This is a genomic window from Streptomyces ipomoeae 91-03 (assembly GCF_000317595.1).
GTDB lineage: Bacteria > Actinomycetota > Actinomycetes > Streptomycetales > Streptomycetaceae > Streptomyces > Streptomyces ipomoeae.
In genome coordinates, this window is the sequence record NZ_AEJC01000191.1 from 59333 (window position 1) to 83707 (window position 24375).

The window sequence follows — 24375 nt, forward strand, 5'->3', positions numbered from 1 at the left end:
GGTCCCCCATCCGCGTACGGGTACGCATTCCTGTGCGTGCTCTCTGTGTTCTCTTACGAGCACGTCACCTTACGCGTTCGGGTTCGAGCGAGGAGTTTTTGCCCCACTGTGCCGACTCGTGCGGCTCGTGGACCCGTGTGGGCGTGTGGGGTCAGCGTTGGTAGAGCTGCCACATGGCGAGTTCGGTGTCGTGTGCGCGCAGGTGTTCGACGGCCGCCGAGGGGGTGCGCCGCTCGGTGAGTTCGTAGAAGAAGAACAGCGGGGCGAACACGCTCGCGTAGCCGAACGGGGCGCCGGTGGGGGCGATGTACATGCTGGCGCCGGCGTCGAGGAAGGCCTCGGCGAGCGCGGGGTCCCCGGTGTCGCAGCCGGTGGCGAGGGTGACGCTGCCCGGCAGGCGGAGATGTTCGCGTACCCGGTCCGGGCCGACGGCGCCGTTGAACGGCTGGAATTCGGCCAGTTCCTCGGCGACGTCGTCCATCAGGATGCGTCCCTCGTCGCCGTGGCAGGACAGGATCACATACGGTGCGATCGGTCTCGTGCCGTCCAGCGCCGCCACCAGATGGCGGGGCTGGCCGACCCGCAGGTAGTTCACCTGGACGCCGAAGACTTCCAGCCCCTCACGCAACGGACGCGCGGACCCGCCCTGGATGTCGATCAGATCGACCTCGGTCCAGGCCAGGCGACCGGCCTGGACCTCACGTATCCGCGACGGACGCTGAGTCGCCAGCCACTCCTCTTCTGTCCTGTGCATCACCTGGCCAAGATGCCACGGCCACAACCGTCGGCCCCGCTGATCGCGCGAATCCGGCCGGAGTCATCGCCTCACACCGTGTACTCGTCCGCCACGGTCAGCGCCGCGTCCAGTGCTGCCAGGCCCTCCTTCGCCTCCGACTCCGTGATGTTGCACGGCGGGACCACGTGGGTGCGGTTCATGTTGACGAAGGGCCAGAGGCCTTGGGACCTGGCTGCCTTGGCGAAGGCCAGCATGGGGGTGTTGGCCTCGCCCGTCGCGTTGTAGGGGACCAACGGCTCGCGGGTTTCCTTGTTCTTCACCAGTTCCAGGGCCCAGAACATGCCCACGCCGCGTACCTCGCCGACCGAGGGGTGGCGGGCGGCCAGTTCGCGCAGGGCCGGTTCGATGAGCGTCGCGCCGAGTTCCGCCGCGTTGTCCACGATGCCCTCCTCCGCCATCACGTTGATCGTGGCCACGGCCGCGCCGCAGGCGAGCGGGTGGCCGGAGTACGTCAGGCCGCCGGGGTACGGGCGCCTGGCGAAGGTCTCGGCGATCGTCCCGGAGATCGCCACGCCGCCCAGCGGGACGTATCCCGAGTTCACGCCCTTGGCGAAGGTCATCAGGTCCGGGACCACGTCGAAGTGGTCCGCCGCGAACCACTTGCCCGTGCGGCCGAAGCCCGCCATGACCTCGTCGAGGACGAAGACGATGCCGTACTTGTCGCAGAGGTCGCGGACGCCTGCCAGATAGCCCGGCGGCGGGATCATGATGCCGGCCGTGCCCGGGATGGTCTCCAGGATGATCGCGGCGATCGTCGAGGGGCCCTCGAAGGCGATCGTCGTTTCGAGGTGTTCCAGCGCGCGGGCGCACTCCTGTTCCTCCGTCTCCGCGTAGAAGCGGGAGCGGTAGAGGAAGGGGGCCCAGAAGTGCACGACCCCGGCCGCGGCGGTGTCGGAGGCCCAGCGGCGGGGGTCGCCGGTGATGTTCACGGCCTGCTGGGTGCCGCCGTGGTACGAGCGGTACGCGGCGAGCACCTTGGGGCGGCCGGTGTGCAGCCGGGCCATGCGCACGGCGTGCTCCACCGCGTCCGCGCCCCCGTTGGTGAAGAAGATCTTGTCCAGGTCGCCCGGCGTGCGTTCGGCGATCAGCCGTGCGGCCTCCGAGCGCGCCTCGACCGCGAACGCCGGGGCGAACGTCGTCATCGTCGCGGCCTGTTCCTGGATCGCGGCGACGACCTTGGGGTGCTGGTAGCCGATGTTGGTGAAGACGAGGCCGCTGGTGAAGTCCAGGTAGCGGTTGCCGTCGTAGTCCCAGAAGTACGAACCCTCCGCACCGGCGACGGGGAGCGGGTCGATGAGTTCCTGGGCGGACCAGGAGTGGAAGACGTGGGCTCGGTCCGCCGCCTTCACCTTGGCGCCGACCTGGGGATCTGGCTGGGGGGTCAGAGGGGTCATGGGGGTGAGGGTAGGGGTGGGACGTGTGTCGGAGACATCGGCGTCCTGTCTGTGCGCGGGGCTGGAACGCGACATGTTGTCGCCCCCGCCGCCCCTACCCGTCCCTCCCCCATCTACGTGGTCGCAGCGGACCTTCAGGGCGCGGGGCTGTTACGGAACCGTAGACGCCGGTCCATTCGGCTGTTCTCGTGGCCGCACTACGATCGGTCCGTTGCGTACGTACACGTACGTACTCACACGTACGCGTACACACTCGCGTAAGGAAGCCACGAAGGCTCGCACGGGGGCTCGGGGGAAGGCGGGGACGGTAGCCATGGAGAAGCTCGGGGCGGGGGATCCACAGAGGATCGGGGCCTACCGGTTGCTCGCGCGGCTGGGAGCCGGCGGGATGGGGATGGTGTACCTGGCCCGCTCCGACCGCGGTCGTACCGTCGCTGTGAAGCTCGTCCGGCGTGAGCTGGCCGTGCAGGAGGAGTTCCGGGCGCGGTTCCGCCAGGAGGTGGCGGCCGCGCGGCAGGTCGGCGGGTACTGGACCGCACCGGTGCTGGACGCGGACACCGAGGCCGAGATCCCCTGGGTCGCCACCGGGTACGTCGCCGGGCCGTCCCTGCAGACCGTGGTCGGGCGGGACCACGGGGCGCTGCCCGAGCGTTCCGTACGGATCCTCGCCGCCGGGCTCGCGCACGCGCTGGAGGACATCCACGCCGCCGGGCTCATCCACCGGGACCTCAAGCCGTCCAACGTGCTGATCACGATCGACGGGCCGCGCGTCATCGACTTCGGTATCGCGCGGGCGCTGGAGACGGTCACCGACGGCGGGCTCACCCGTACCGGCGCGGTCGTCGGGTCGCCGGGGTTCATGGCGCCCGAGCAGGTGCGGGGCGACCGCATCACCCCCGCCTGCGACGTCTTCTGCCTCGGCTCCATCCTCGCCTACGCCGCCACCGGCAACCTCCCCTTCGGCGCCGCCAACTCCGGTGTCCACGCGCTGATGTACCGCATCGCCGAGGAAGAGCCCGACCTGGCGGGGCTGCCCGAAGGGCTCTACCACCTCGTACGGCAGTGCCTGCGCAAGGACCCCACCGCCCGTCCGACGCTGGCCCAGATCCTGCTGCGGACGGGGGCCGAGGACACCGTCTTCGCCGGCCGGTCCCGCGACCCCTGGCTGCCGAGTGCCCTCGTGGCCCAACTGGGGCGGCACGCGGTGCAGTTGCTGGATGCCGAGGATCCGGAGGAGGCGCCGGGAGAGGAGCCGGGGACAGCGGAGGGCACGCCGGGGGCGGTGCCGCTTGGGAAAGCCGCGGGAGCCGCGGGTGCTCCGGGGGCGGTGGGGACGGACAGCGAGGGAGCGGCGGTGACTCCTGGGGAGGACGGTCGGGCAGGAGCGCCCGGTCTCACCGAGCAGCCGCCCGCCGCCGCGCCCGCGACTCCGCCCGGGCCCGCTTCCGCGACTCCGCCCGGCCCGGCGACCCCGCCCTCGGCTCCGGCCGAGCACGCCTCCGCCGCGCCCGACGGTGGTGCCGTACCGCCCCCGCCGGGTACGCCGGGTTCGGCCCCGCTGGACCGGTTGCCCACGCAGATCGTGGGGGCGGCGGGCTCCCAGCCGCCTCCGCCGAGCGCGCCGCCCGGACAGGGACCCGCACCCGCCGGGTACGGCTTCCCGCAGCAGCCGCAGCAGCACCCGCAGGGGCCTGCGGGGTACGGACAGCAGCCGGGCGCCGTCCCCAGCCATGGGCCGGGCGCCGCTCCCGGCTACGGGCAGCAGGGGGCCGCCTCCGGCTACGGGCAGCAAGGCCCGGCCCCCGCCCCCGGGTACGGCTATCCCCAGGGTGCCGCCGCCCCGCAGGCCCCGTACGGCTCGTACGGGCAGGACGGCTCCCCGTACGGTCACGGTCAGACGCCGTACGGCCATGACCACGGCGGCCCCGGAACCGCTGCCCCCGGTCTCGGCCCGACCCCGCCCTACGGACCGCCCCCCGTCTACGGCCCCGGCCAAGGAGTCGCCCCCGAACCGTCCCGCAGAAGCGGCCGTTCCTCCGTCCTCCTCGTGATCGTCGCCCTGGTCGTGGCGCTCGGCGCGGGCGGCACCGTCTACGCGGTGATGAAGAAGGGCGGCGGCAAGGAGGACGACGCCAAGGGGAGTGGGCCGACCACCAGCGCGCCCGCGACCCCGGGGCCCAGCACACCCGAGCCGTCGGACCCGGCGACGTCGCCGGAGCCGACCACCGAGTCCCCGGACGCCGGGACGATCCCCGAGGAGTTCCTCGGCACCTGGAACGCGGCCCTCGGCGGCGCCGACAGCGAGGACACCCGTGAACTCGTCATCCAGCAGGGCGAGGTCGGCGACACGGTGCTCTCCCTCACGGCGGACGGCCCGCTCGAAGGGGGCGGCACGTACCACTGTGTGTTCGAGGCGGAGCTGACGGAGGAACCGGCCGACGGCGGCCCTCTCCAGATCGGCCCCTCCACCGTCACCGTCGGTGAACCGGCCACCTCCTGCTCCCCGGGCGCCGCCACCACCGTCACCCTCCTGCCCGACGGACGGCTGCGGCGCGTCGACACGGCGGGGAAGGCGGTCACGTACACGAAGGCGGGCTGAGCCGCCGGGCGAACTTTCGCCGAACACCCGGCGCGAGCCCCTACTACGGCGCCGAGTACGCGGCGGCCTCCTCGGGCCGGATGACGGTCGAACTCCAGTCGTACGTCCAGGAACCGGCCCCCCCGGATCCCCACCCGCGCCCGCCGACCCACCTCCATCCCCCCGAGCTGGAAGGCGCGGCGGGGTCGAAGGGGAGGCAGCCCCTGGGGGAGGGGACGGGTAGGGGCGGCGGGGGCGAGGAAAGGCGGTCAGCGGGCCTCCGGGGGACGTTGGCGAGGCATGTTCGGGCGGGCACTCGGGAGCATGGAGAGGCGCCCACCCGAGGCGCCCTCGGAGCGGCCCCCGGAGCCCCCGCCCTGAAGCCCCAGCGGCACCACCCCCCCGTTCCGGAACTCCAACATCCAGTCCGCCGTCTCCGCCCGCACCAACTCCGTGATGTCCTCACAGAACCGCCGCAGCACCCCGAGGCATCGCTCCGCCGCCTCCCCGGCCGTCCCCTCCGTCGGCCCGAGCACCTCCCGCGCACTCTCCGACGCCCAGTCGAACTGCAGCGCCTGAAGCCGCCGCTGCACAGCCTGGGCCGTAGCCACATCCCGCATCCACCCGGACGTGACCCCGAAGAACCGATCCACCGCGACGCACGCCACGCACGACAACAGCGCGAGGTACCCCCAGGGAGCCACCCCGCCCATCACCCCGGTGAGATCGAGCAGCGGCAGCGCGGCCCCGACGAGCGCCCCCAAGACGGCCCCGACGCGCAGCACCCGCGCCCCCAGCCGTTTCCACACCCGGTCGGCGAGATACCACCCGGCGGTCTCCAGCGCCGTCCGCTCGACCCACCGGTACAGCTCGTCCAGCCGTTCCGCCGGCGCCCCCCAGTCCCCGTGCGGAAACGGCCGCCCGGCCAGATCCCCGGCCCAGGGCCCATCCGTCGCCGTCCACGGCTCCGCCCACAGCCCGGACCCGTCACCACGCCCGTCCGGGGGACACCCCTCGGGCTGCATCTCCGGCTGGCTCACCCGGCACTCCCTACTGACGACGCTGCTGACGACAGTGCGAGACACGTACGGCGTGCACGTACGGATGGCCGTACGCGCGGCGCCCGGCGTCGCGCACGCGGCCGGACCCTTCCTACCTCCCAAGGGGTGGCGAAGACCCCGGTTTCACCGCTTTTACCCCTGGAAGTTGCCCTTGATCAGATATACGAATCCCCGCCGACTCACTCGAAAGAGTGGCAAAGCACAGGCGGTGCCGACCACGTAGGCTCGTGACGACCGCAAGAACGCGAGCAAGAACCCCGGCAGAACCCAGGCAAGAACCCAGGCAAGAACGCAAGCAATGAGCCCAGGCGCGAGTTCAGGCGCGAGCCCGGGCGATGATCCGGCAAGAACGTCCGGGCGGCGACCCGGACAAGAACGAGGAGCTGATCGTGATCCCCGGTGGTGGCCAGCCCAATATGCAGCAGCTGCTCCAGCAGGCCCAGAAGATGCAGCAGGACCTGGCGAGGGCACAGGAGGAACTCGCGCAAACGGAGGTCGACGGCCAGGCGGGCGGCGGTCTGGTGAAGGCCACCGTGAACGGCTCCGGCGAACTGCGCGCCCTGCGGATCGACCCCAAGGCGGTGGACCCGGAGGACACCGAGACCCTCGCCGACCTGATCGTCGCGGCGGTCCAGGCGGCGAACGAGAACGCCCAGGCCCTCCAGCAGCAGAAGCTGGGCCCCCTCGCCCAGGGCCTCGGCGGCGGTGGCGGCCTGGGCATCCCGGGCCTGCCGTTCTGATTCCTTCCCCCGAGATCCGGAAGCCCCCGGAAGCACCAGGAAGCCCCCGGAAACCCGGAAGCCCGGAAGCCCGGAAGCCCCCGGCCCCGGAGGCCTCCGGACCCACGCCCCGCCCCGCTTCGCGGCTCCCCAGCTCCCTCCGCGACCCCTCTGAATCCATCCGAGACCCGTACCGCCTTCCTCCGACCGGCGGCGGCCGACTACGGTACGTACTGAAAGACACCAGGAAGGACGGCAGTCCGTGTACGAAGGCGTGGTCCAGGACCTCATCGACGAGCTGGGGCGGCTGCCCGGCGTCGGTCCCAAGAGCGCGCAGCGGATCGCCTTCCACATCCTCCAGGCCGAACCGACGGACGTACGGCGCCTCGCGCAGGCCCTGATGGAGGTCAAGGCGAAGGTCCGCTTCTGCGCGACCTGCGGCAACATCGCGCAGGAAGAGCTGTGCAACATCTGCCGGGACACCCGCCGCGACCCGTCGGTCATCTGTGTCGTGGAGGAACCGAAGGATGTCGTCGCGATCGAACGGACCCGTGAGTTCCGCGGTCGCTACCACGTCCTGGGCGGCGCGATCAGCCCGATCGAGGGTGTGGGACCGGACGACCTGCGTATACGGGAACTTCTCGCGCGGTTGGCCGACGGTACGGTCACGGAGCTGATCCTGGCCACCGACCCGAACCTGGAGGGCGAGGCCACCGCGACGTACCTCGCCCGCATGATCAAACCCATGGGCCTCAAGGTCACCCGCCTGGCCAGCGGCCTCCCGGTGGGTGGCGACCTGGAATACGCGGACGAGGTGACCCTCGGCCGCGCCTTCGAGGGGAGACGATTGCTGGATGTCTGACGCCACGCTGCACGCGACCGACCAGAACCCGGACGACTTCGCGGTCCAGATCGCGGACCAGATCGAGAGCTTCCTGGTGGCCGTCACGGAGGTGGCGAAGGGCGACGAGCCGGACTCGGCCGTCCCCTTCCTCCTCCTGGAGGTCTCCCAGCTCCTCCTGGCCGGCGGTCGCCTCGGCGCGCACGAGGACATCGTGCCGGACGAGCGCTACGAGCCCGACCCGGGCCCCGAGCCGGACGTCGACGAGCTGCGCGAACGCCTGGCCGTGATGCTCGAACCCGTCGACGTGTACTCCGAGGTCTTCGACCCGTACGAGCCGCGCAAGGCGCCCGTCCCGGCCCGTATCTCCGACGACCTCGCCGACGTCATCACCGACCTCCGCCACGGCATGGCCCACTACCGCGCCGGCCGCCACACCGAGGCCCTGTGGTGGTGGCAGTTCTCGTACTTCTCCAACTGGGGCTCCACGGCCTCGGCGACCCTGCGGGCCCTGCAGTCCCTGGTCGCCCATGTCCGTCTCAACCAGCCCCTCGCCGAACTGGACGGCCTCGACACCGACCAGGGCATGGGCGACGACACCCTCGAATTCGAGGCCGGCAAGGTCATGGCGGAGGAGATCGCGGGGCCGCTGGGCCTCGGCCGGAAGGTCAAGTAGCCGAGCGGGCACCGCATGGTTCACGGCGGGAGCGGCGCGCGAGATCCGATCGGGCGCCCAACTCCCGCCGTACGCATGACGATTTCCGGCGTGGGCGGTCATCATGTGACCCATGAGTGCCTTGTTCGACCGCGATCCGGCTGCCGTGAACGCCTCCGGCGACCAAGCCATCGCCGCTCGTGGGAACATCGGTCAGGCGTTCACCGGAGCCGGTTCCGTGGGTCTGCACATCGACAACGTCGGGCTCCTGGCGCTCGAGGCATGCCCGCCGGCCGAGTCGGTCGACTGCCCACCGGTCCTGACCAGGCTCCCGTACCGGGCAGGGCTGTTCGTCGGCCGTGGCGACGAACTGAGCGTCCTGGACGAGGCAGTGCCCGTTCCCGGCCAGGCGCTCGCCCATGTACTGCACGGCCTCGGAGGCATCGGAAAGTCCACGCTCGCCGCCCGCTGGGCCGCCGGCTACAGCACGACCCATGCCCCCGTCTGGTGGATCACCGCCGAAAGCCGCGCCGCGATCGACGCCGGCCTCGCCGGTCTCGCCACCGCCCTCCAGCCCTCGCTGGCCACCCTGCTGCCCCAGGAACAGCTGGCCGAGTGGGCCCTGCGATGGCTCGCCTCGCACACCGGCTGGTTGCTCGTCCTCGACAACGTCACCACTCCCGCCGACGTCACCCCCCTGCTCTCCAGGGCGCCTTCGGGCCGTTTCCTGATGACGAGCCGACAGGCGACGGGCTGGCAGGGCATCGCGGAGACCGTACCGCTGGACGTCCTGTCCGACACGGAGGCGGTGGGCCTCTTCACCCGGATCCGGGGCGAGGACCCGGACACCGCCGAACTCTGCGCGGAACTCGGCTGCCTCCCGCTCGCGGTGGCCCAGGTGGCGGCGTACTGCCAGCAGACCGACTGCTCGGCCCGCGAATACCTCGACGACCTCGCCGCGTACCCCGTCGAGATGTACGCGGCGAAGGACGAGAGCCGCGACCATGAACGCACCGTCGCCCGCGTCTGGCACATCACCCTGGACCGCCTCGCGGAGGACCCGCTGACCGTGCGGATCCTGCTGACGCTCGCCTGGTACGCCCCCGAAGGCATCCCGCGATCCCTCCTCGCCGACCTCGGTAGCCGCCCGGCCGTTCGCGGTGCCCTCGGCCGCCTCGCCGCCCACAGCATGATCACTCTCTCCGGCGACACGGTGTCCGTGCACCGCCTGGTACAGGCCGTGTCCCGCACCGAGGACGCCGCCGACCGTCACCGGAACAAGGAGGCGATCGAACAGGCGTGCGCGGCGGCGACGGAGGCACTGGCGCGGGCGATGCCTCGGGATGTGGAAGACGACCCCTCGGCATGGCCGGTCATGCGGACGCTGCTGCCCCACGTCGAGAAGCTGGCCGAGCACACCTCGCCCGACGCGGACACGGAGGCGATGGCGGGGCTGTTGACGCGGACCGGCAACTTCATGCTCAGTGCCGGGACGCGGCTCGCACCCGGCGCGCTCGGCCTGCTCCGTCGCGCCGAGGCGTCCTGCGTACGACTGCACGGCCCCGACTCCGTGGAAACCCTCGACGCGCGGACCCGACTCGTCCAGGCCCGCCGGATGTTGTTGGACACCGAGCAACTGCCCGCGGTCGCCGAGCAGACCCTGGCGGACTGTGAGCGGGTCCTGGGCACCGAGCACGGGACAACGCTCGCGGCCCGGATGAACGTGTACTACATGGCCTCTCTGGAAGGAGATCCCGAGCGGGCGCTCCGGCTGGTCGAGGACGTCGTCGCGGGCTGCGTCCGGGTGTTCGGCGAGGACCACCCCCGTACCTTCTCGGCGCGGCACAACGTGGCCGTGGCCGTGTCCGAGGTGGGGGAGTCGGCGCGGGCCGTCGACCTGGCCGAGGCGTTGCTCGCCGACTGCGTGCGCGTGCTGGGCGAGGAGCACCCCGAGACCCTCGCCGCCAAGAGCCTGGCCGCCATGCTGACCCGCCAGGCCGTCCTTCCGCCGCTGCCGGCGGGGACCAGCTCTGTCTTCGGCAGGCTCCTCGTCGCCGCGCAGAACGACGAGGAGGCGCTGGTCGGCATGATGCGTGGCATCGCCGAGGAGATCGCGACCCTGGAGCCCCGGCAGCTCACCCCCGCCACCGAGGAGGACGTGCGGGCCGCGGAGCGGGACCTGGAGACCTGCCTGCGCGTGCTCACCGATGACCACGCCGAGACCATGGTCGCGCGGCTGGCGCTGATACAGACCTACATGGCGACGCGGGACGAGCGCTATGCCGAGCCGACGGTGCGCGTGTTCGTGGAGATGTTCTCGGCGCTGGGCGAGGAGCATCCGATGGCGACCGTGATGTTCGGCATGTTCAAGGCGATGTTCACGGTCGTCAAGGAATTCCCCGAGACCACGGCCGATCCCGATCCCGATCCCGCCCCCGAGTGACCGACCGCGGCCGCGCTCGTCCGTCACAGGTTGGCATCCTGCTCGGACGAGAGGCGTGATCGACGGTGCGGGGCGGGATGATGACCGTATGACGACTGGGCGGACGGGTCAGACAGGACAGCACGGCGGACGTTCAAAGGCGTTGCTGTGGACGGGAGTCGGGCTCTGCGCGGCCGGAGTCGTGGGGCTGGTGGTCGGCGCCGTGCTCGACGTCGACGCGGCCGACCCCTGGGCGAGCGTGGCGGGCGGAGTGGCGGCCCTCATCGGCATCGCCCTCACCCTGCTCGCCCAGCTGGGCAACTCGGCACCCCCGCCCGCTCCGCCTGCCCCGGGCACCGGCGTGAACGCGTCGGGCCCCGGCGCGATCGCCGCCGGCGGCCACATCGGCACGGCGTCCACGGGCGGAGCCACTTCGCCGCCGGCGGCCCCGTCGCCTATTCCGGCCCCGTCTCCGGCCCCGGATCCGGCTACCGGCGGCGTGAACGCGTCCGGCGCCGGTTCCATCGCGGCGGGCGGCGACATCGGTACGGCGTCCACGGGGAATTGAGTGCGGCGGCCGGAGGCAACCGCGGTGGTCGCGAGCACCTCGAAGTGCCGGTGGCGGCGGTAGCGTAGGCACCGACGTACGTACGTGACCCGCTCCGCCCCGCCCGCCTGCCCGTCCGACAAGGAACCGGACCCGCCGACGTGACCGTCCTCCTGCTCCTTCTCATCGCCGTGGCCCTGACCGCCGCCGTGCTGGGCCCCCGTGCCCTGCTGAAGGCGGGGTGGCCCGAGCGGGAACCCGTCGTGGCGTTGTGGGCGTGGCAGTGTCTGGTGGCGGCGGCGCTGCTGAGCTGTCTGGCGGCGCTGGTGCTGGGCGCGGCGGCGGTGTTCGAGACGGTCCGGACGCATGCCTTCGCGCCCGCGCCGGCGGCCGTGACCGCCGCGTACGACCTGACGGCCGCTCCGCCCTGGACGGCCCTGCTGACCCTGCTGCTGGCCTGCGGGACCGCGTGGAGCGGGGCCATGCTCGTACGGGAACTGGTCGAGGCCCGGCGCCGCCGCACGCTGCGCCGGGCGCATCTGCGGGAACGCGCGCCCGACCTCCCGGCGGGACTCCCCCGGGCCCAGGGGCCGCTTCTCGTGCTGGAGGACGAGTACCCGGACGCCTGGCTGATGCCGGGCGCGCCGCCCCAACTGGTCGTCACCACCGGCGCGTTGGGCAAGCTCACCGACCGTCAGCTGGACGCCGTACTGGCGCACGAGCTGGGCCATGCCCGGGCCCGGCACGACTGGCTGCTCCACCTCTCCACCGCGCTGGCCACCGGCTTCCCCCGCATTCCGCTCTTCACCCACTTCGCCGACCAGACCCACCGCCTCGTCGAACTCGCCGCCGACGACACGGCCTCCCGCCGCTGCGGTCACCTCACCACTGCCCTCGCCCTGATCGAACTCAACCAGCACCGGGGCGTGTTGAGCTGTGCCAGCACCCGTCGTCTCCTCGGCGACCGGGTGGAGCGGCTCCTGGAACCGCCGCCTCGCCTGGACCGGGCCCACCGCGCGGCCACCACGACCGCCGCCGCCCTCCTGGCCCTGCTCCCCCTGCTGATCGCGTTCGCACCGGCGTTGGGGACGCTGTAGGCGCGGTCCATGGACGCCTCGGATTCCAACGGCTCCAACGACGAAGTGCTCGCCGATGTCCTTCGCCGCCTTGAGCGCGGTGCGGACGGCCGCCGATCCGGCGCCGGTCCGCTGGTACTCGGGGAGCACGGCGACGGGGCCCAGGCACAGGGCCGGGGTGTCGTCGATGTGGCAGCGGGTCAGGAGCGCGTGGCCCACGACCCTGTCGTCCACGGTGGCGGCGACGATGGACAGGCCGTCGATCCAGGCGGCGTCCGTACGTAGCGCGTCGACGAGGTCGGCTTCCAACGGGGTGTCGAAGGCCGCCAGGTCGATCTCGCGGATGGCGGGGATGTCGGCGCCGGTCTCGGCACGCGTGATCCAGTCGGTGCGAATGCTCATGACAGGATGCGGATCCGTTTCGTGGTGGGGTTCATGGACGGAGCGGGTCCCTCGCGAGCTCACGCTCCCGGCGAGGGGGAATCCCGGGTGCGTCGGACCCTGGCACCCTCCAACAGACGTTGTACGAACCTTGCCTCACCCCTGTACGTCCACTGAACGGCCCCTAACCGGCGTCACGCGAATCTTGAGTCACTTCCACCGCAGAGAACGCGGAGGGAGGAACACCCCGACTCGCACTGGAGATCGCGATGACCCGCAAGAACCGCATACGCGCCGCCATCGTCGCCGCTACCGCTGTCGTCACCGCCGGTACCGTGACCGCCGGAGTGAGCATGGCCGGTGCCGAGGCCGCGCCGAAGAAGCCGTCCAAGAAGGAGATCGCGGCGCTCTTCGACGGGTGGAACAAGTCCCTGCGGACCGGCGACGCGAAGAAGGTGGCGGACCGGTACGCGAAGGACGCGGTGCTCCTGCCGACCGTCTCCAACAAGGTCCGCACCAACCGCGCCGGGATCGTGGACTACTTCAACCACTTCCTGGAGAACAAGCCGGTCGGCAAGAAGATCGAGACGCACATCAACGTCCTCGACAGAAACTCCGCGCTCGACGCCGGCGTGTACCAGTTCACGCTCACCGACAAGAAGACCGGCAAGAAGCGCGTCGTCAAGGCCCGCTACACGTACGAGTACGAGAAGCGGAACGGCGTGTGGAAGATCGTGAACCACCACTCGTCGGCGATGCCCGAGGGCTGATCACCAGCCACCGGCCGGCTCCACCGGCCACCACAGCCGTGGCTGAGCCCTCCACCCCCACCGGCTCAGCCACCCCGCCCGGCTCGGCGCCTACGCGCTCAGCCGCCCCCGTGTCGCGCCGCCCGCAGCGTGAGCGCGACGCACAAGCCGCCCCCCGGCGCGTCCTTGAGGGTCACGGTTCCGCCGTCGTCGGTGACCAGTTGCTTGACAACGGCGAGGCCGAGGCCGGAGCCGGACTTGCCGGTGAGGCCCTGGCCGCGCCAGAAGCGGTCGAAGGCACGGGACTTCTCGGCGTCCGACATACCGGGCCCCTCGTCCAGCACCGACAGCACCACCTCGTCGCCCCGAGGCTCCACCAGGACCGTGATGGTCGCACCGTCCGGTGAGACCTCCAGGGCGTTGGAAAGCACGTTGTCCAGGACCTGGTCCAGATGACCGGGACTGGCCAGCACAAGCGGCCGGCCGTCGGCACTCCCCCTGAGCGTGATGGTGACTCCGCGCTCGTCGGCGGCCGGTCTCCATACGCCGAGGCGTTCCTGGATGACGTCCCGGAGGGACAGCGGTTCCGCCACCGTCACCTTCGCCTCGGCCCGGGCCAGCACCAGCAGGCCGTTGACCAGCCGGCTCATCCGGACCACCTCGGCCGTGGCCTGCTCCACGTCCTCCCGTACGAACTCGTCGTCCACCCCGTCCGCGATGTTGTCCAGGGACAGACGCAGGGCCGTGAGAGGGGTCCGCAGCTGATGCGAGGCGTCCGCCACGAAGATCCGCTGCGAGGCGATGAGCGTGTCGAGGCGTTCGCCCGCCTGGTTGAGGGTGCGGGCCAGGGTCTGGGTCTCCTGGGGGCCCGTGACGGGGGAGCGGGCGGTCAGGTCGCCGTCGCTCATCTTGCTCGCCATCTCGTTGAGTTGGCGCAGGGGAGCGGTCAGGCGGCGGGCGGCGAACACACCGATGATCGCCGCCGCCATCAGGACCAGTACGGCCAGCGCCGCCCGGAAGCCCCAGATCGTCCACAGCCGGTAGGTGAGGTGGTCGGTCGAGAAGACGACCCGTACGGCGCCGACGACCTCGTCCGTCTCCTTGCCGTCCGCCGTGCGCTCATGGGCGGGGACGGTGATCACCAGGTTCTCGCCCCATATGAAGTCGGAGCCCCAGTCGACGGTCGACCGGCCCTGCCGCAGGGCCGTGGTGAGCGCCGCGTCCCGGGCCGGTTCCTCCAGCTCCGTCGGCGCGCAGCCGTTGGTGGCGAGGACCTGGACCTTCTCCTTCTTCGGGTACGCCTTGGCCATCTGCGTCAGGGCCTGGCAGGAGGCGTCGTTGCCGTTGCCCAGCAGCCGCGCCATGGTCTCGGCCTCGCGCTGGACGGACTCCTTGGTGTCGCCGCGCAACTGATCGGTGAGCGTGAAGGCCACCGGCACGGTGAACAGGGCGATGGCCACGGCCACGAGGAGTACGTAGCTGCGGATGAGCTGACGGATCATGACGCGCCGCTGTCCTTGCCCGCCCCGGTCTCCCCGGTCTCCTCGGTCACGATCAGCCGGAACCCGACCCCCCGAACCGCCTCGATGGTGATCGCCCCGGCCAGTTTCCGCCGCAGCGCCGCCACATGGACGTCCAGCGTCTTCGTCGGCCCGAACCAGTTCGCGTCCCAGACCGCCTCCATGATCTGCTCCCGGGACATCAGCGCCCCGGGCTCCTCGGCGAGGAAGGCGAGGAGGTCGTACTCCTTGGGCGCGAGCCCCACCTCCGTACCGTCGAGGTGCACGCGCGCGGCCTTGCGGTCGATGGTGAGCCGGGAGCCGTAGCGGTCGGGGCCGGCGGCGGGGGCGTCCGGGGTGCGCGGCTGCATCCGGCGCATCACCGCGCGGATGCGAGCGATGACCTCACGCACGCCGAACGGCTTGGAGACGTAGTCGTCGGCGCCCAGCTCCAGGCCGACCACCCGGTCGGTCTCGTCGCTGCGCGCGCTGATCACGATGATCGGCACCTCGCTGCGGCCCCGCAGCGCCTTGCAGACGTCCAGGCCGTCGGTGTCGGGCAGACCGAGGTCGAGGAGCACGACGTCGTAAGGTCCCTCGTACGACAGCGCCGCGCCGCCCGTGGAGACCCACTCCACCTCGAAGCCATATCGCAGGAGCCCGCGTCGCAGGGACTCGGCGACCGGCTCGTCGTCTTCCACCAGAAGTACGCGCACGGCACGACCTTAGTGCTTGAAAGTTGAGCATTCATCGGTGTGGGGTGCATCGATGTGACTCGGGGCACTTTTCCGCGTCCTCGCCGACTGTTCGGCGGGGAGGTGGGCAGAGACGTTCCCGGAGCGGCCGGAGGTCCGGGCGAGAAGCCGGGTGAAAAACGGCGGACGTCCGGAGAAAACCGAGGTGATCAAGAGGTGAGCGGGACATCTCACCATGCGGTACTTCGGAGGGGAATGTCGGCCGCTCGTTAGACTGAGCCGACCGCACCGCCCGTATACGCGTATGTGTGTAGGGGGCGGATAAGGGACTGAACCGAGCGAGGAGCGCACGTGGGCCTTGTCGTGCAGAAGTACGGAGGCTCCTCCGTAGCCGATGCCGAGGGCATCAAGCGCGTCGCCAAGCGGATCGTGGAAGCGAAGAAGAACGGCCACCAGGTGGTCGTCGTCGTTTCCGCGATGGGCGACACGACGGACGAGCTGATCGATCTCGCCGAGCAGGTGTCACCGATGCCTGCCGGGCGTGAGTTCGACATGCTGCTGACCGCCGGAGAGCGTATCTCCATGGCGCTGCTGGCCATGGCGATCAAAAACCTGGGCCACGAGGCCCAGTCGTTCACCGGCAGCCAGGCAGGCGTCATCACCGACTCGGTCCACAACAAAGCCCGGATCATCGATGTCACGCCGGGACGTATCCGTACGGCCCTCGACCAGGGCAACATCGCCATCGTGGCCGGGTTCCAGGGCGTCAGCGCGGACAGCAAGGACATCACCACGCTGGGCCGTGGCGGGTCGGACACGACCGCCGTCGCGCTGGCCGCCGCCCTCGACGCCGAGGTCTGCGAGATCTACACCGACGTCGACGGCGTCTTCACCGCCGACCCGCGGGTCGTGAAGAAGGCCCGGAAGATCGACTGGATCTCCTTCGAGGACATGCTGGAGCTGGCGTCGTCCGGCTCCAAGGTGCTGCTCCACCGCTGTGTGGAGTACGCCCGCCGCTACAACATCCCGATCCACGTCCGGTCCAGCTTCAGCGGACTGCAGGGCACGTGGGTCAGCAGTGAGCCGATCGAGCAAGGGGACCAGAAGGTGGAGCAGGCCATCATCTCCGGTGTCGCGCACGACACCTCCGAGGCCAAGGTCACGGTCGTCGGCGTCCCGGACAAGCCGGGCGAGGCCGCCGCGATCTTCCGCGCCATCGCCGACGCCGAGGTCAACATCGACATGGTGGTGCAGAACGTCTCCGCCGTGACGACCGGCCTCACCGACATCTCCTTCACCCTCCCCAAGACCGAGGGCCGCAAGGCGATCGACGCCCTGGAGAAGAACAAGGACGGCATCGGCTTCGACTCCCTGCGCTACGACGACCAGATCGGCAAGATCTCCCTCGTCGGCGCCGGGATGAAGACCAACCCGGGTGTCACGGCCTCTTTCTTCGAGGCCCTGTCCGACGCCGGCGTGAACATCGAGCTGATCTCGACCTCCGAGATCCGCATCTCGGTCGTCACCCGTGCCGACGACGTCCCGGAGGCCGTGCGCGCCGTCCACACGGCCTTCGGCCTCGACTCCGACAGCGACGAGGCCGTCGTGTACGGGGGCACCGGTCGCTGATGGCCGCTGATGCCGGGCGAACCGGCAGGCCGACGCTCGCGGTCGTGGGTGCGACCGGGGCCGTCGGCACGGTCATGCTCCAGATCCTGTCCCACCGGGCGGACATCTGGGGCGAGATCCGTCTGATCGCCTCCCCCCGCTCGGCCGGCCGCAAGCTGACCGTGCGCGGGGAGGAGGTCGAGGTACTGGGGCTGACGGAGGGCGCCGAGGAGGTCTTCGACGGGGTCGACGTCGCCATGTTCGACGTACCCGACGAGATCGCGGAGCACTGGGCGCCGATCGCCGCCGCCAAGGGCGCGGTCGTGGTCGACAACTCGGGCGCCTTCCGGATGGACCCGGAGGTGCCCCTCGTCGTCCCCGAGGTCAATCCGCACGCCGCCCGGGTACGGCCGCGCGGGATCGTCGCCAACCCCAACTGCACCACCCTCTCCATGATCGTGGCGCTCGGCGCGCTGCACGCCGAGTTCGGGCTGCGCGAGCTGGTGGCCTCCTCCTACCAGGCGGTCAGCGGCGCCGGGCGCGCCGGCGTGGACACCCTGCGCCGGCAGCTCTCCCTCGTCGCCGGTACGGAGCTGGGGACGACCCCCGGTGACGTACGGCGGGCTCTCGGCGACCACACCGGGCCGTTCCCGGAGCCGGTGGCGCTGAACGTGGTGCCGTGGGCCGGGTCGCTGAGGGAGGACGGCTGGTCGTCGGAGGAGATGAAGGTACGCAACGAGTCCCGCAAGATCCTCGGACTGCCGAACCTGCCGGTCGCCGTGACCTGCGTACGGGTGCCGGTCGTCACCGCGCACTCCCTGACCCTCCACGCCCGCTTCGAGAACGAGGTCACGGTCGCCAAGGCGCGCGAGATCCTGGCCACGGCGCCGGGAGTCGTCCTCTACGACGACCCGGGCGCCGGGGAGTTCCCCACGCCCGCCGACGTGGTCGGCACCGACCCGACCTGGGTGGGCCGCGTCCGCCGCGCCCTCGACGACCCCACCGCCCTCGAACTCTTCGTCTGCGGTGACAACCTCCGCAAGGGCTCCGCCCTCAACACGGCCCAGATCGCGGAGTTGGTGGCGGCCGAGCTGACGGCGTAGGTCCGGGGGGCAGGGTTCGTTGTCTCTGCGTGCACTGTGCGTTGTCTTGTAGTGCAGTGGCCTCCGCTTTTGGGCGTGGCGTTCGCTTTCGTCGTGTAGACCGGCTGTCGGTTCGCGTGAGTGCCGACTGAAGTTCTGTGTGAATGCCGACTGTTGGTTCGCATGAGTGCCGGCTGTCGGTTCGCTGTGGGACGTTGTCGGTGGTGGCGTGTAAGTTCTTCAGGTCGGCGGTGCGGTGGTCGAAGGATTTCCGGCCGTGCCGTCGCGGGGTCTTCGGGTTGATTCAGGCCTCCCGGAGATCGAGGATTTCCCTCCCCGTCCGCCGCAACCGCGCGGCGGACGGGGAGCGTCTTCAACAAGCGCCCTTCGGCGGGGCTGGGCGCGCACACTCGGGGCACAGGGGAAGAGCTGGTACGCATGAGGGCGTTCGACGCGCTGTCCGGTGTTCGGTCGGTCGTACTGGCGGGTGCGCGCAGCGTGCCGCCAGGCGCGGGTACCGAATCGACCGGTGGGGTGTGTGCCGTACGGGCGGGCGGGGTGTGTGGCGTACGAACAGGCGCGCGATCTGACGCAAAAGCGATGCCTGTCGCGTACAACCTCCAAGGGGGGAAGCGGGTCCAACAGGCGTGGCAGAGGTACTCGACTTCACCGCGGTACAGACGAGGGGCGCCGCCCTGCGGCGCCCCCCTGTGGCCGTCCGTCCCCGCATGCCCGGCTCGCCCGGCGGCATGCCGGTGATCGCGCCCATGCCCGCGGCGCGGCCCACCCGCATACCCAGTCAGCGTGACGGCGCGGACGACGACACCTCCACGGTGCCGGCCTCCGGTACGACGGTCGACCATCTCACCGAGACGTACCGTGCCCACTACCGCTCGCTCCTCGGCCTCGCGGCCCTCCTTCTCGACGACACCGCCTCCTGCGAGGACGTCGTCCAGGAGGCCTTCATCCGCGTCCACTCGGCGCGCAAGCGCGTCCGTGACCCGGAGAAGACGCTCGCCTATCTGCGCCAGACGGTCGTGAACCTCTCGCGCTCCGCCCTGCGCCGCCGCATCCTCGGGCTGAAGCTGCTGTCGAAGCCGATGCCCGACATGGCGAGCGCGGAGGAGGGCGCGTACGACCAGTTGGAGCGCGACTCCCTCATCAAGGCGATGAAGGGGCTCCAGCGCCGTCAGCGCGAGGTCCTCGTGCTGCGTTACTTCGCCGACATGACCGAGGCCCAGGTCGCCGACACGCTCGGCATATCGCTGGGTTCGGTCAAGGCGTACGGCTCGCGCGGCATCGCGGCCCTGCGGGTCGCCATGGAGGCCCCGGCATGAGCGGGAACGCCAGGGACGACGGGCACGGCAGGCGCGACGAGCACGATGAGCTCGGCACCCGGAGGCGGGCCTCCTGGGGACGCCGGGACGACGACGAACGCGCGGAAGAGCGCGGGCGGGACGAGCGCGTCGGGGGGCGCGGGCTCGACGAGCACGAAGAAACGCAATCGCACGCTGGGAACGGAACTGTGAATCACGGCCCCGAAGAACAAGGCCCCACCAAGGGCCAGGGTCTCGAAGGGCACGGTCCAAAGGAGCCGGGGCGGCTGGACGGCCAGGGCGATTCGGGTTCGGACGACCTGGGTTCGGGGGAGTCGGGTTCGGACGACCTGGGCTCGGGATCGGGCGCCTCGGGTTCGGGTGACTCGAGTGCTGGGAACGGTCGGGAACCGGGCGGCCGGGGTTCCGGTGGTCAGGGGCTCGGCGCGGGCCATGGTCCGGGGCTGGGCCTGGCCGGGGCCGACTCGGACGAGTTGGCGCTGCGGAATCTGCTGCACCAGGCCGTGGCGGAGATCGAGCCGCGCGACGGCACGCTGGAGCATCTGCGACGAGCGGTACCGGCCCGGCGGGCGCGCAAGCGTCAGGCCGTCGTCGGTATGGCGGCAGCCGCGCTCTTCATCGGCACGGCGGTCCCGGCCCTGGTCCATGTCTCCAACTCCACCGGCTCCGAGATCAATCCCTCCGCCGTCGGCAACGGCTCGCAGACGCAGGGTGGTTCGGGCGAGTCCAAGGGGGAGTCCGGCAAGAGTGGTTCCGCGGGCGGCTCGTCCAGCGCCCCGGAATCCGGCAAAAATGATGACAAGGGCAAGGGCGACAAGGGCAAGGGCGAGAGCAACGGCTCCACGGGCGGTGCCGAGCCGACGCCCGCGACCGAGACCATCCCGGCCTGTACTGCCACCCAGCTCAGCAGCAGTGCGAGCGCCGGTGCCCCGGACTCCGTCGGCGCCGTCTACGGCACGTTCCGCGTGTCCAACATCTCCGGCGCCAGCTGTACGGTCGCCGGCGCGGGCGGTGTGAGCACGACCCCGCAGGGTGCCGCCGACGGGTCCAGGATCAGCGTGGTGCCCCATGTCGCGGGCGACGCGGCCGGCGGGCTGCCCGACCCGGCGCTGTCTCCTTCCCAGCTGGTGCTGGCGCCGGGTACCTCGTACGAGGTGCAGTTCGCCTGGGTGCCGTCCGAGCCCTGCCCCACCGGCGACGAGACGACCGGCGGAACCAGCGGCGGCGGTGAGCCGAGTCCGGATCCCACCCCCACGGAGGAGGTGACCGACGGCGGCACCACCACGGACGGCACCAACTCCATGACCACCCAGCTCTTCACCGAGGACGGCGCCGTCGACGGCAGCGTCCTCGTCTCCCACACGGCGGAGGGCGGCGTGACCACGGCCACGACCACCGTGAGCAACGCCTGCGCGGGGACGGTCTACCGAACGGGACTGCTGGCGACGTCCTGAAGTGCGTGAGCCGGGGCCGCGTGAGCCGGGGCCGCCGACGGCTCGCGCCCACGCGGCGGAGCCGCGGATCGGTACAGCCCGCGCCCCTCAAAAGGGCCTGCGGACCTCAGCGGTCTACTGGGCGGGCTCGGCTTCGCGCGAGCGGTCCCCGGGGTGGTCGTCGCCCGGCACCAGGCCCAGCTCGGCGTCGCGGATGAACTCCACCTCTCGGCGGAACAGGCGGAACCACATGAAGACGACGAAGCCCGCGAAGACGAACCACTCGCCGGTGTAGCCGAGGTTCTGGAAGGCCTTGAGGTCGAGCCCGGTGTCCTGCGGCGCGACGGCGGGCACGGCCTTCATCCCCGAGTCGGCCTTGTCGAGCGTGATCCACGCGTCGTACAGCTTGTCCGGTACCAGGTTCACCAGCGCCGCCGCACTGATCGCCCCGGTCTGCCCGGCCGGCAGCCCGCCCTGGACGGCCACGCCGTTCGACCCCGGGGTCTCGGAGGCCTGCAGCGCACCGGTCACGGTGACCTCGCCGGTGGGCGCGGCCGGGGCCTTGTCCGGGTCGGCGGTGCCGGGCAGCCAGCCCCGTACGACAGGCAGGGCCCGGCCCTCGTCGGTACGCAGCAGCGTCAGTACGTAGAAGCCGTTCTTGCCGTCCAGCTTCCGGTTCGGCACGAGGAGCTGCTCGCCGTACCGTCCGCTGGCGGTGGCCGACTCGCCCGAGGTCTCCCTGTCCACCGGCAGCAACTTCTCCAGTGGCCGCGCCGGAGCCCGGTCCGCCGGGTCCGTCCGCTCGGTCGCCGCGCGATGGTCCGCCATCCGGTCCTCGAACCGGCTCAGCTGCCACGACCCCATGAACACACAGAAGGGGATGGCGAGCAGCACGAAGACGTTGATCCCCCACCAACGGGGCGTCAGCAGAAACCGGTACACGCCTTCCACCGTACGGTGCCCACGCCGACCGCCGGGCCGCGGGGTCGGCCCCCTCGGTCCCCACGGAGCCCGTCCCTCTCGCGGGGCCGTCACCCCTCACGGGTCAGTACCGCTCGACGAGGTGCTCCCGGCCCGCCGGCGGCTCGTACGGCTCGGGCCAGAAGTCCGTGACGGCGGCTATCCTGCCCTGCTCGTCGCCGGTGAAGAACGAGATGCCGTACATCTCCTCCAGCCCCACCGTGAAATGGATCCAGCTGACGACGTGCCCCGGCTCGGCGATGATCCGCTCGATCCGGGCGTGCCAGTCACCCGGGTACTCCCGGTTGAACCGCACATAGGTGTCCCTGCCGCGGATACGCTCCCGGGTCTGCGGCAGCTCGTACACGACGTCCTCGGCCAGCGTCTCGGCGAACGCGGCCCAGTCCCGGGCCTGTGCGGTGGCCCAGAACTTCTCGACGGTGCCGCGCATATCGGTCATAGGGGGCGAATCGGTCGTAGGGGAATCGGTCGTTGAGGTCATGGGGCGAGTGTGGACTCCACCACTGACAATCGACCCTGACCTGGGCATTCCGTGCCGGTCCGTAGCTTGTTCGAGGCCGTTCGAGCCCGCCGGGCCGGAAGTTTTCCACAGGCTGGGGGCCTCGGGGGCGGAATGTCGGGCGGTCGGGGCAGTATGGGGCCATGACTGAGAGCAACGGGTCCACCCCGCAGGAGCAGAGCGGGTCGATGCCCGACTGGGAGAAGAGGTTCCGGGCGCCGAGGGTGTCGCTGCCGGACTGGGCGGAGGACGCGCCGCACCGCTCACTGTTCGTCTCCAACGCGACGGGGACGTACGAGTTGTACGCGTGGGACCGGGTGACGGGCGAGCAGCGCCAGGTGACGGACCGGGCCAACGGCACGACGGACGGCGTGCTCTCGCCCGACGGCGAGTGGATCTGGTGGTTTGACGACAAGGACGGCGACGAGTTCGGTGTGTGGCGCCGCCAGCCGTTCCACGGCGGCCCCGACGAGGAGGCCACGCCGGGTCTCGATCCCTCCTACCCGGCCGGTCTGGCGATCGGCCGCGACGGCGGTATGGCGATCGTCGGCCGCTCGACGGACGAGGACGGCTCGACGATCCATGTGTCGCGGCCCGGCTCGCCCCCCGTCGAGATTTACCGGCACCGGGAGTCGGCGGGCGTCGGCGACCTCTCGCACGACGGCACGCTGATCGCGATCGAGCACACCGAGCACGGCGACGCGATGCACTCGGCGCTGCGCGTGGTCCGGTCGGACGGTACGACGGTCGCCGAGCTGGACGACACCAAGGGGGGCACGATCGAGCTGGGCCTGGAGGTGATGGGCTTCGCCCCGGTCGACGGCGACACGCGCCTGCTCATCGGGCATCAGCGGAGCGGCCGTTGGGAGCCGCTGGTCTGGGACGTGGCGTCCGGCGAGGAGACCGACCTCGGGCTGGCCGCCCAGCTGGAGGGCGACCTGAGCGCCGAGTGGTACCCGGACGGCTCCGCCCTGCTCGTCGTCCACAGCTTCGAGGCCCGCAGCGAGCTGTGGCGCTACGACCTCGCGTCCCGTCGTCTGGAGTGCGTGGAGACCCCGAGAGGCACGGTGTCCGGGGCGACGGCCCGCCCCGACGGCAGCGTGGAGTACCTGTGGTCCTCGGCCGCCGAACCGCCGGTCGTCCGCTCGACGACGGGTGAGGTGGTGCTGGACCCGCCGGGCCTGAAGTGCCCCGGCTCGGTGCCGGTGGAGGACGTGTGGGTGGACAGCCCCGGCGGCCGGGTCCACGCCCTCGTCCAACGCCCCGTCGGTGTGTCCGGCCCCTACCCGACCGTCTTCGACATCCACGGCGGCCCGACCTGGCACGACAGCGACGCGTTCGCCGCGGGGCCGGCGGCCTGGCTGGACCACGGGTACGCGGTGATCCGCATCAACTACCGGGGCTCCACCGGTTACGGCCGCGCCTGGACCGACGCGCTCAAGCACCGGGTGGGTCTGATCGAGCTGGAGGACATCGCGGCGGTACGGGAGTGGGCCGTGAGCTCCGGCTTCGCCGACCCCGAGCGGCTGATCCTCACCGGTGGCTCCTGGGGCGGCTATCTGACCCTCCTCGGCCTCGGCACCCAGCCGGACGCCTGGAGTCTCGGTATCGCCGCGGTGCCCGTCGCCGACTATGTCACCGCGTACCACGACGAGATGGAGGCGCTGAAGGCGATGGACCGGACGTTGCTCGGGGGTACGCCGGAGGAGGTTCCCGAACGCTTCGAGGCGTCGTCACCCCTGACGTATGTGGACGCGGTGAAGTCTCCCGTCTACATCTCCGCCGGGGTCAACGACCCCCGCTGTCCCATCCGGCAGGTCGACAACTACGTCGAGCGGCTCGCCGCGCGGTCCGCCGTCCACGAGGTCTATCGCTACGACGCCGGCCATGGCTCCCTGGTCGTCGACGAACGCATCAAACAACTCCGCCTGGAACTCTCCTTCGCCCAACGCCACCTGTCCTGACTCCCCGAGGAGGCCCCGCCCCCGCCGCGCCTTCTGGCTCGGGGGGATGGGGTTCGTT

The 24375-nt window shown here is 71.1% G+C and carries 20 protein-coding genes and 1 pseudogene; 13 read left to right on the forward strand and 8 right to left on the reverse strand.

Features of this window, described 5'->3' with window-relative positions; translation table 11 throughout:
* Nucleotides 1-151: 151 nt before the first annotated feature.
* Both STRIP9103_RS12760 and STRIP9103_RS12765 read right to left on the reverse strand, forming a co-directional pair.
* Entirely contained in the window at nt 152-754 is a 603-nt protein-coding gene (locus STRIP9103_RS12760; RefSeq protein WP_048820173.1) for a hypothetical protein, read from the reverse strand.
* Between the two features lie 71 nt (nt 755-825).
* Nucleotides 826-2181, reverse strand: a complete 1356-nt coding sequence (locus STRIP9103_RS12765; RefSeq protein WP_048820185.1) for an aspartate aminotransferase family protein — start codon at nt 2179-2181, stop codon at nt 826-828.
* 322 nt (nt 2182-2503) lie between these two features.
* Between STRIP9103_RS12765 and STRIP9103_RS12770 the strand changes: the two genes are divergently transcribed.
* A complete protein-coding gene (locus STRIP9103_RS12770) occupies nt 2504-4789 on the forward strand; it encodes a serine/threonine-protein kinase (RefSeq protein WP_048820174.1) in 2286 nt (761 codons plus the stop codon).
* 248 nt (nt 4790-5037) lie between these two features.
* Here the strand turns inward: STRIP9103_RS12770 and STRIP9103_RS12775 are convergent, their stop codons facing one another.
* Nucleotides 5038-5808 (reverse strand): SLATT domain-containing protein, encoded by a 771-nt coding sequence (locus tag STRIP9103_RS12775; protein ID WP_009309451.1) that lies wholly within the window; start codon nt 5806-5808, stop codon nt 5038-5040.
* A 410-nt stretch (nt 5809-6218) separates the two neighbouring features.
* Between STRIP9103_RS12775 and STRIP9103_RS12780 the strand changes: the two genes are divergently transcribed.
* From STRIP9103_RS12780 to STRIP9103_RS12805, 6 genes are all read left to right on the forward strand, one after another.
* Complete coding sequence (locus STRIP9103_RS12780; RefSeq protein WP_048820186.1) at nt 6219-6569, forward strand: YbaB/EbfC family nucleoid-associated protein; 351 nt, start codon at nt 6219-6221, stop codon at nt 6567-6569.
* A 241-nt stretch (nt 6570-6810) separates the two neighbouring features.
* On the forward strand, nt 6811-7410 hold the full coding sequence (recR, locus tag STRIP9103_RS12785) for a recombination mediator RecR (protein WP_009309432.1): 600 nt from the start codon (nt 6811-6813) through the stop codon (nt 7408-7410).
* Nucleotides 7403-8065, forward strand: coding sequence for a DUF5063 domain-containing protein (locus tag STRIP9103_RS12790; RefSeq protein WP_009309437.1), 663 nt, complete (start codon nt 7403-7405; stop codon nt 8063-8065). Before recR ends, STRIP9103_RS12790 begins: the two co-directional genes overlap by 8 nt.
* A gap of 112 nt (nt 8066-8177) precedes the next feature.
* On the forward strand, nt 8178-10487 hold the full coding sequence (locus tag STRIP9103_RS12795) for a tetratricopeptide repeat protein (RefSeq protein WP_048820175.1): 2310 nt from the start codon (nt 8178-8180) through the stop codon (nt 10485-10487).
* A gap of 88 nt (nt 10488-10575) precedes the next feature.
* Complete coding sequence (locus STRIP9103_RS12800; protein ID WP_234022188.1) at nt 10576-11034, forward strand: hypothetical protein; 459 nt, start codon at nt 10576-10578, stop codon at nt 11032-11034.
* Nucleotides 11035-11174: 140 nt separating this feature from the next.
* Entirely contained in the window at nt 11175-12110 is a 936-nt protein-coding gene (locus STRIP9103_RS12805) for a M56 family metallopeptidase (protein ID WP_009309359.1), read from the forward strand.
* Nucleotides 12111-12146: 36 nt separating this feature from the next.
* Here the strand turns inward: STRIP9103_RS12805 and STRIP9103_RS46355 are convergent.
* Nucleotides 12147-12491: pseudogene (locus tag STRIP9103_RS46355) on the reverse strand (GNAT family N-acetyltransferase); the annotation flags it as partial.
* 248 nt (nt 12492-12739) lie between these two features.
* Here STRIP9103_RS46355 and STRIP9103_RS12815 point away from each other — a divergent pair.
* Nucleotides 12740-13240: an SgcJ/EcaC family oxidoreductase gene (locus tag STRIP9103_RS12815; RefSeq protein WP_009309453.1), complete on the forward strand. Its 501-nt coding sequence runs from the start codon at nt 12740-12742 to the stop codon at nt 13238-13240.
* Between the two features lie 98 nt (nt 13241-13338).
* Here STRIP9103_RS12815 and STRIP9103_RS12820 read toward each other — a convergent pair whose 3' ends face one another.
* Together STRIP9103_RS12820 and STRIP9103_RS12825 are read right to left on the reverse strand one after the other, a co-directional pair.
* Nucleotides 13339-14721 (reverse strand): sensor histidine kinase, encoded by a 1383-nt coding sequence (locus tag STRIP9103_RS12820; RefSeq protein ID WP_009309330.1) that lies wholly within the window; start codon nt 14719-14721, stop codon nt 13339-13341.
* Nucleotides 14718-15434, reverse strand: coding sequence for a response regulator transcription factor (locus STRIP9103_RS12825; protein WP_009309409.1), 717 nt, complete (start codon nt 15432-15434; stop codon nt 14718-14720). Before STRIP9103_RS12825 ends, STRIP9103_RS12820 begins: the two co-directional genes overlap by 4 nt.
* Nucleotides 15435-15764: 330 nt before the next feature.
* Here STRIP9103_RS12825 and STRIP9103_RS12830 point away from each other — a divergent pair, with 330 nt between their 5' ends.
* The 4 genes from STRIP9103_RS12830 to STRIP9103_RS12845 all read left to right on the forward strand — a co-directional run bounded on the left by STRIP9103_RS12830 (nt 15765) and on the right by STRIP9103_RS12845 (nt 20894).
* Entirely contained in the window at nt 15765-17042 is a 1278-nt protein-coding gene (locus STRIP9103_RS12830) for an aspartate kinase (protein ID WP_009309397.1), read from the forward strand.
* A complete protein-coding gene (locus STRIP9103_RS12835) occupies nt 17042-18124 on the forward strand; it encodes an aspartate-semialdehyde dehydrogenase (protein WP_009309368.1) in 1083 nt (360 codons plus the stop codon). The genes STRIP9103_RS12830 and STRIP9103_RS12835 overlap by 1 nt, the downstream gene beginning before the upstream one ends.
* 707 nt (nt 18125-18831) lie before the next feature.
* Nucleotides 18832-19440 carry a SigE family RNA polymerase sigma factor gene (locus STRIP9103_RS12840; RefSeq protein WP_078613891.1) on the forward strand — a complete coding sequence of 203 codons (609 nt, stop codon included), beginning with the start codon at nt 18832-18834 and terminating at the stop codon, nt 19438-19440.
* Nucleotides 19437-20894, forward strand: a complete 1458-nt coding sequence (locus STRIP9103_RS12845) for a hypothetical protein (protein WP_009309443.1) — start codon at nt 19437-19439, stop codon at nt 20892-20894. The genes STRIP9103_RS12840 and STRIP9103_RS12845 overlap by 4 nt, the downstream gene beginning before the upstream one ends.
* A gap of 114 nt (nt 20895-21008) precedes the next feature.
* Here STRIP9103_RS12845 and STRIP9103_RS12850 read toward each other — a convergent pair whose 3' ends face one another.
* Nucleotides 21009-21815 carry an SURF1 family protein gene (locus STRIP9103_RS12850; protein WP_009309448.1) on the reverse strand — a complete coding sequence of 269 codons (807 nt, stop codon included), beginning with the start codon at nt 21813-21815 and terminating at the stop codon, nt 21009-21011.
* A gap of 103 nt (nt 21816-21918) precedes the next feature.
* Nucleotides 21919-22335 (reverse strand): nuclear transport factor 2 family protein, encoded by a 417-nt coding sequence (locus STRIP9103_RS12855; protein WP_048820178.1) that lies wholly within the window; start codon nt 22333-22335, stop codon nt 21919-21921.
* A 161-nt stretch (nt 22336-22496) separates the two neighbouring features.
* On the opposite strand from STRIP9103_RS12855, the gene STRIP9103_RS12860 reads away from it, so the two are divergent.
* A complete protein-coding gene (locus tag STRIP9103_RS12860; RefSeq protein WP_078613890.1) occupies nt 22497-24317 on the forward strand; it encodes a S9 family peptidase in 1821 nt (606 codons plus the stop codon).
* Nucleotides 24318-24375 lie beyond the last annotated feature (58 nt).

Coding starts and splice junctions, on each gene's coding strand:
- STRIP9103_RS12760 (WP_048820173.1), bottom strand. CDS start 754: ATGCACAGGACAGAAGAGGAGTGGCTGGCGACTCAGCGTCCGTCGCGG.
- STRIP9103_RS12770 (WP_048820174.1), top strand. CDS start 2,504: ATGGAGAAGCTCGGGGCGGGGGATCCACAGAGGATCGGGGCCTACCGG.
- STRIP9103_RS12790 (WP_009309437.1), top strand. CDS start 7,403: ATGTCTGACGCCACGCTGCACGCGACCGACCAGAACCCGGACGACTTC.
- STRIP9103_RS12795 (WP_048820175.1), top strand. CDS start 8,178: ATGAGTGCCTTGTTCGACCGCGATCCGGCTGCCGTGAACGCCTCCGGC.
- STRIP9103_RS12800 (WP_234022188.1), top strand. CDS start 10,576: ATGACGACTGGGCGGACGGGTCAGACAGGACAGCACGGCGGACGTTCA.
- STRIP9103_RS12815 (WP_009309453.1), top strand. CDS start 12,740: ATGACCCGCAAGAACCGCATACGCGCCGCCATCGTCGCCGCTACCGCT.
- STRIP9103_RS12820 (WP_009309330.1), bottom strand. CDS start 14,721: ATGATCCGTCAGCTCATCCGCAGCTACGTACTCCTCGTGGCCGTGGCC.
- STRIP9103_RS12835 (WP_009309368.1), top strand. CDS start 17,042: ATGGCCGCTGATGCCGGGCGAACCGGCAGGCCGACGCTCGCGGTCGTG.
- STRIP9103_RS12840 (WP_078613891.1), top strand. CDS start 18,832: ATGCCCGGCTCGCCCGGCGGCATGCCGGTGATCGCGCCCATGCCCGCG.
- STRIP9103_RS12845 (WP_009309443.1), top strand. CDS start 19,437: ATGAGCGGGAACGCCAGGGACGACGGGCACGGCAGGCGCGACGAGCAC.
- STRIP9103_RS12855 (WP_048820178.1), bottom strand. CDS start 22,335: ATGACCTCAACGACCGATTCCCCTACGACCGATTCGCCCCCTATGACC.
- STRIP9103_RS12860 (WP_078613890.1), top strand. CDS start 22,497: ATGACTGAGAGCAACGGGTCCACCCCGCAGGAGCAGAGCGGGTCGATG.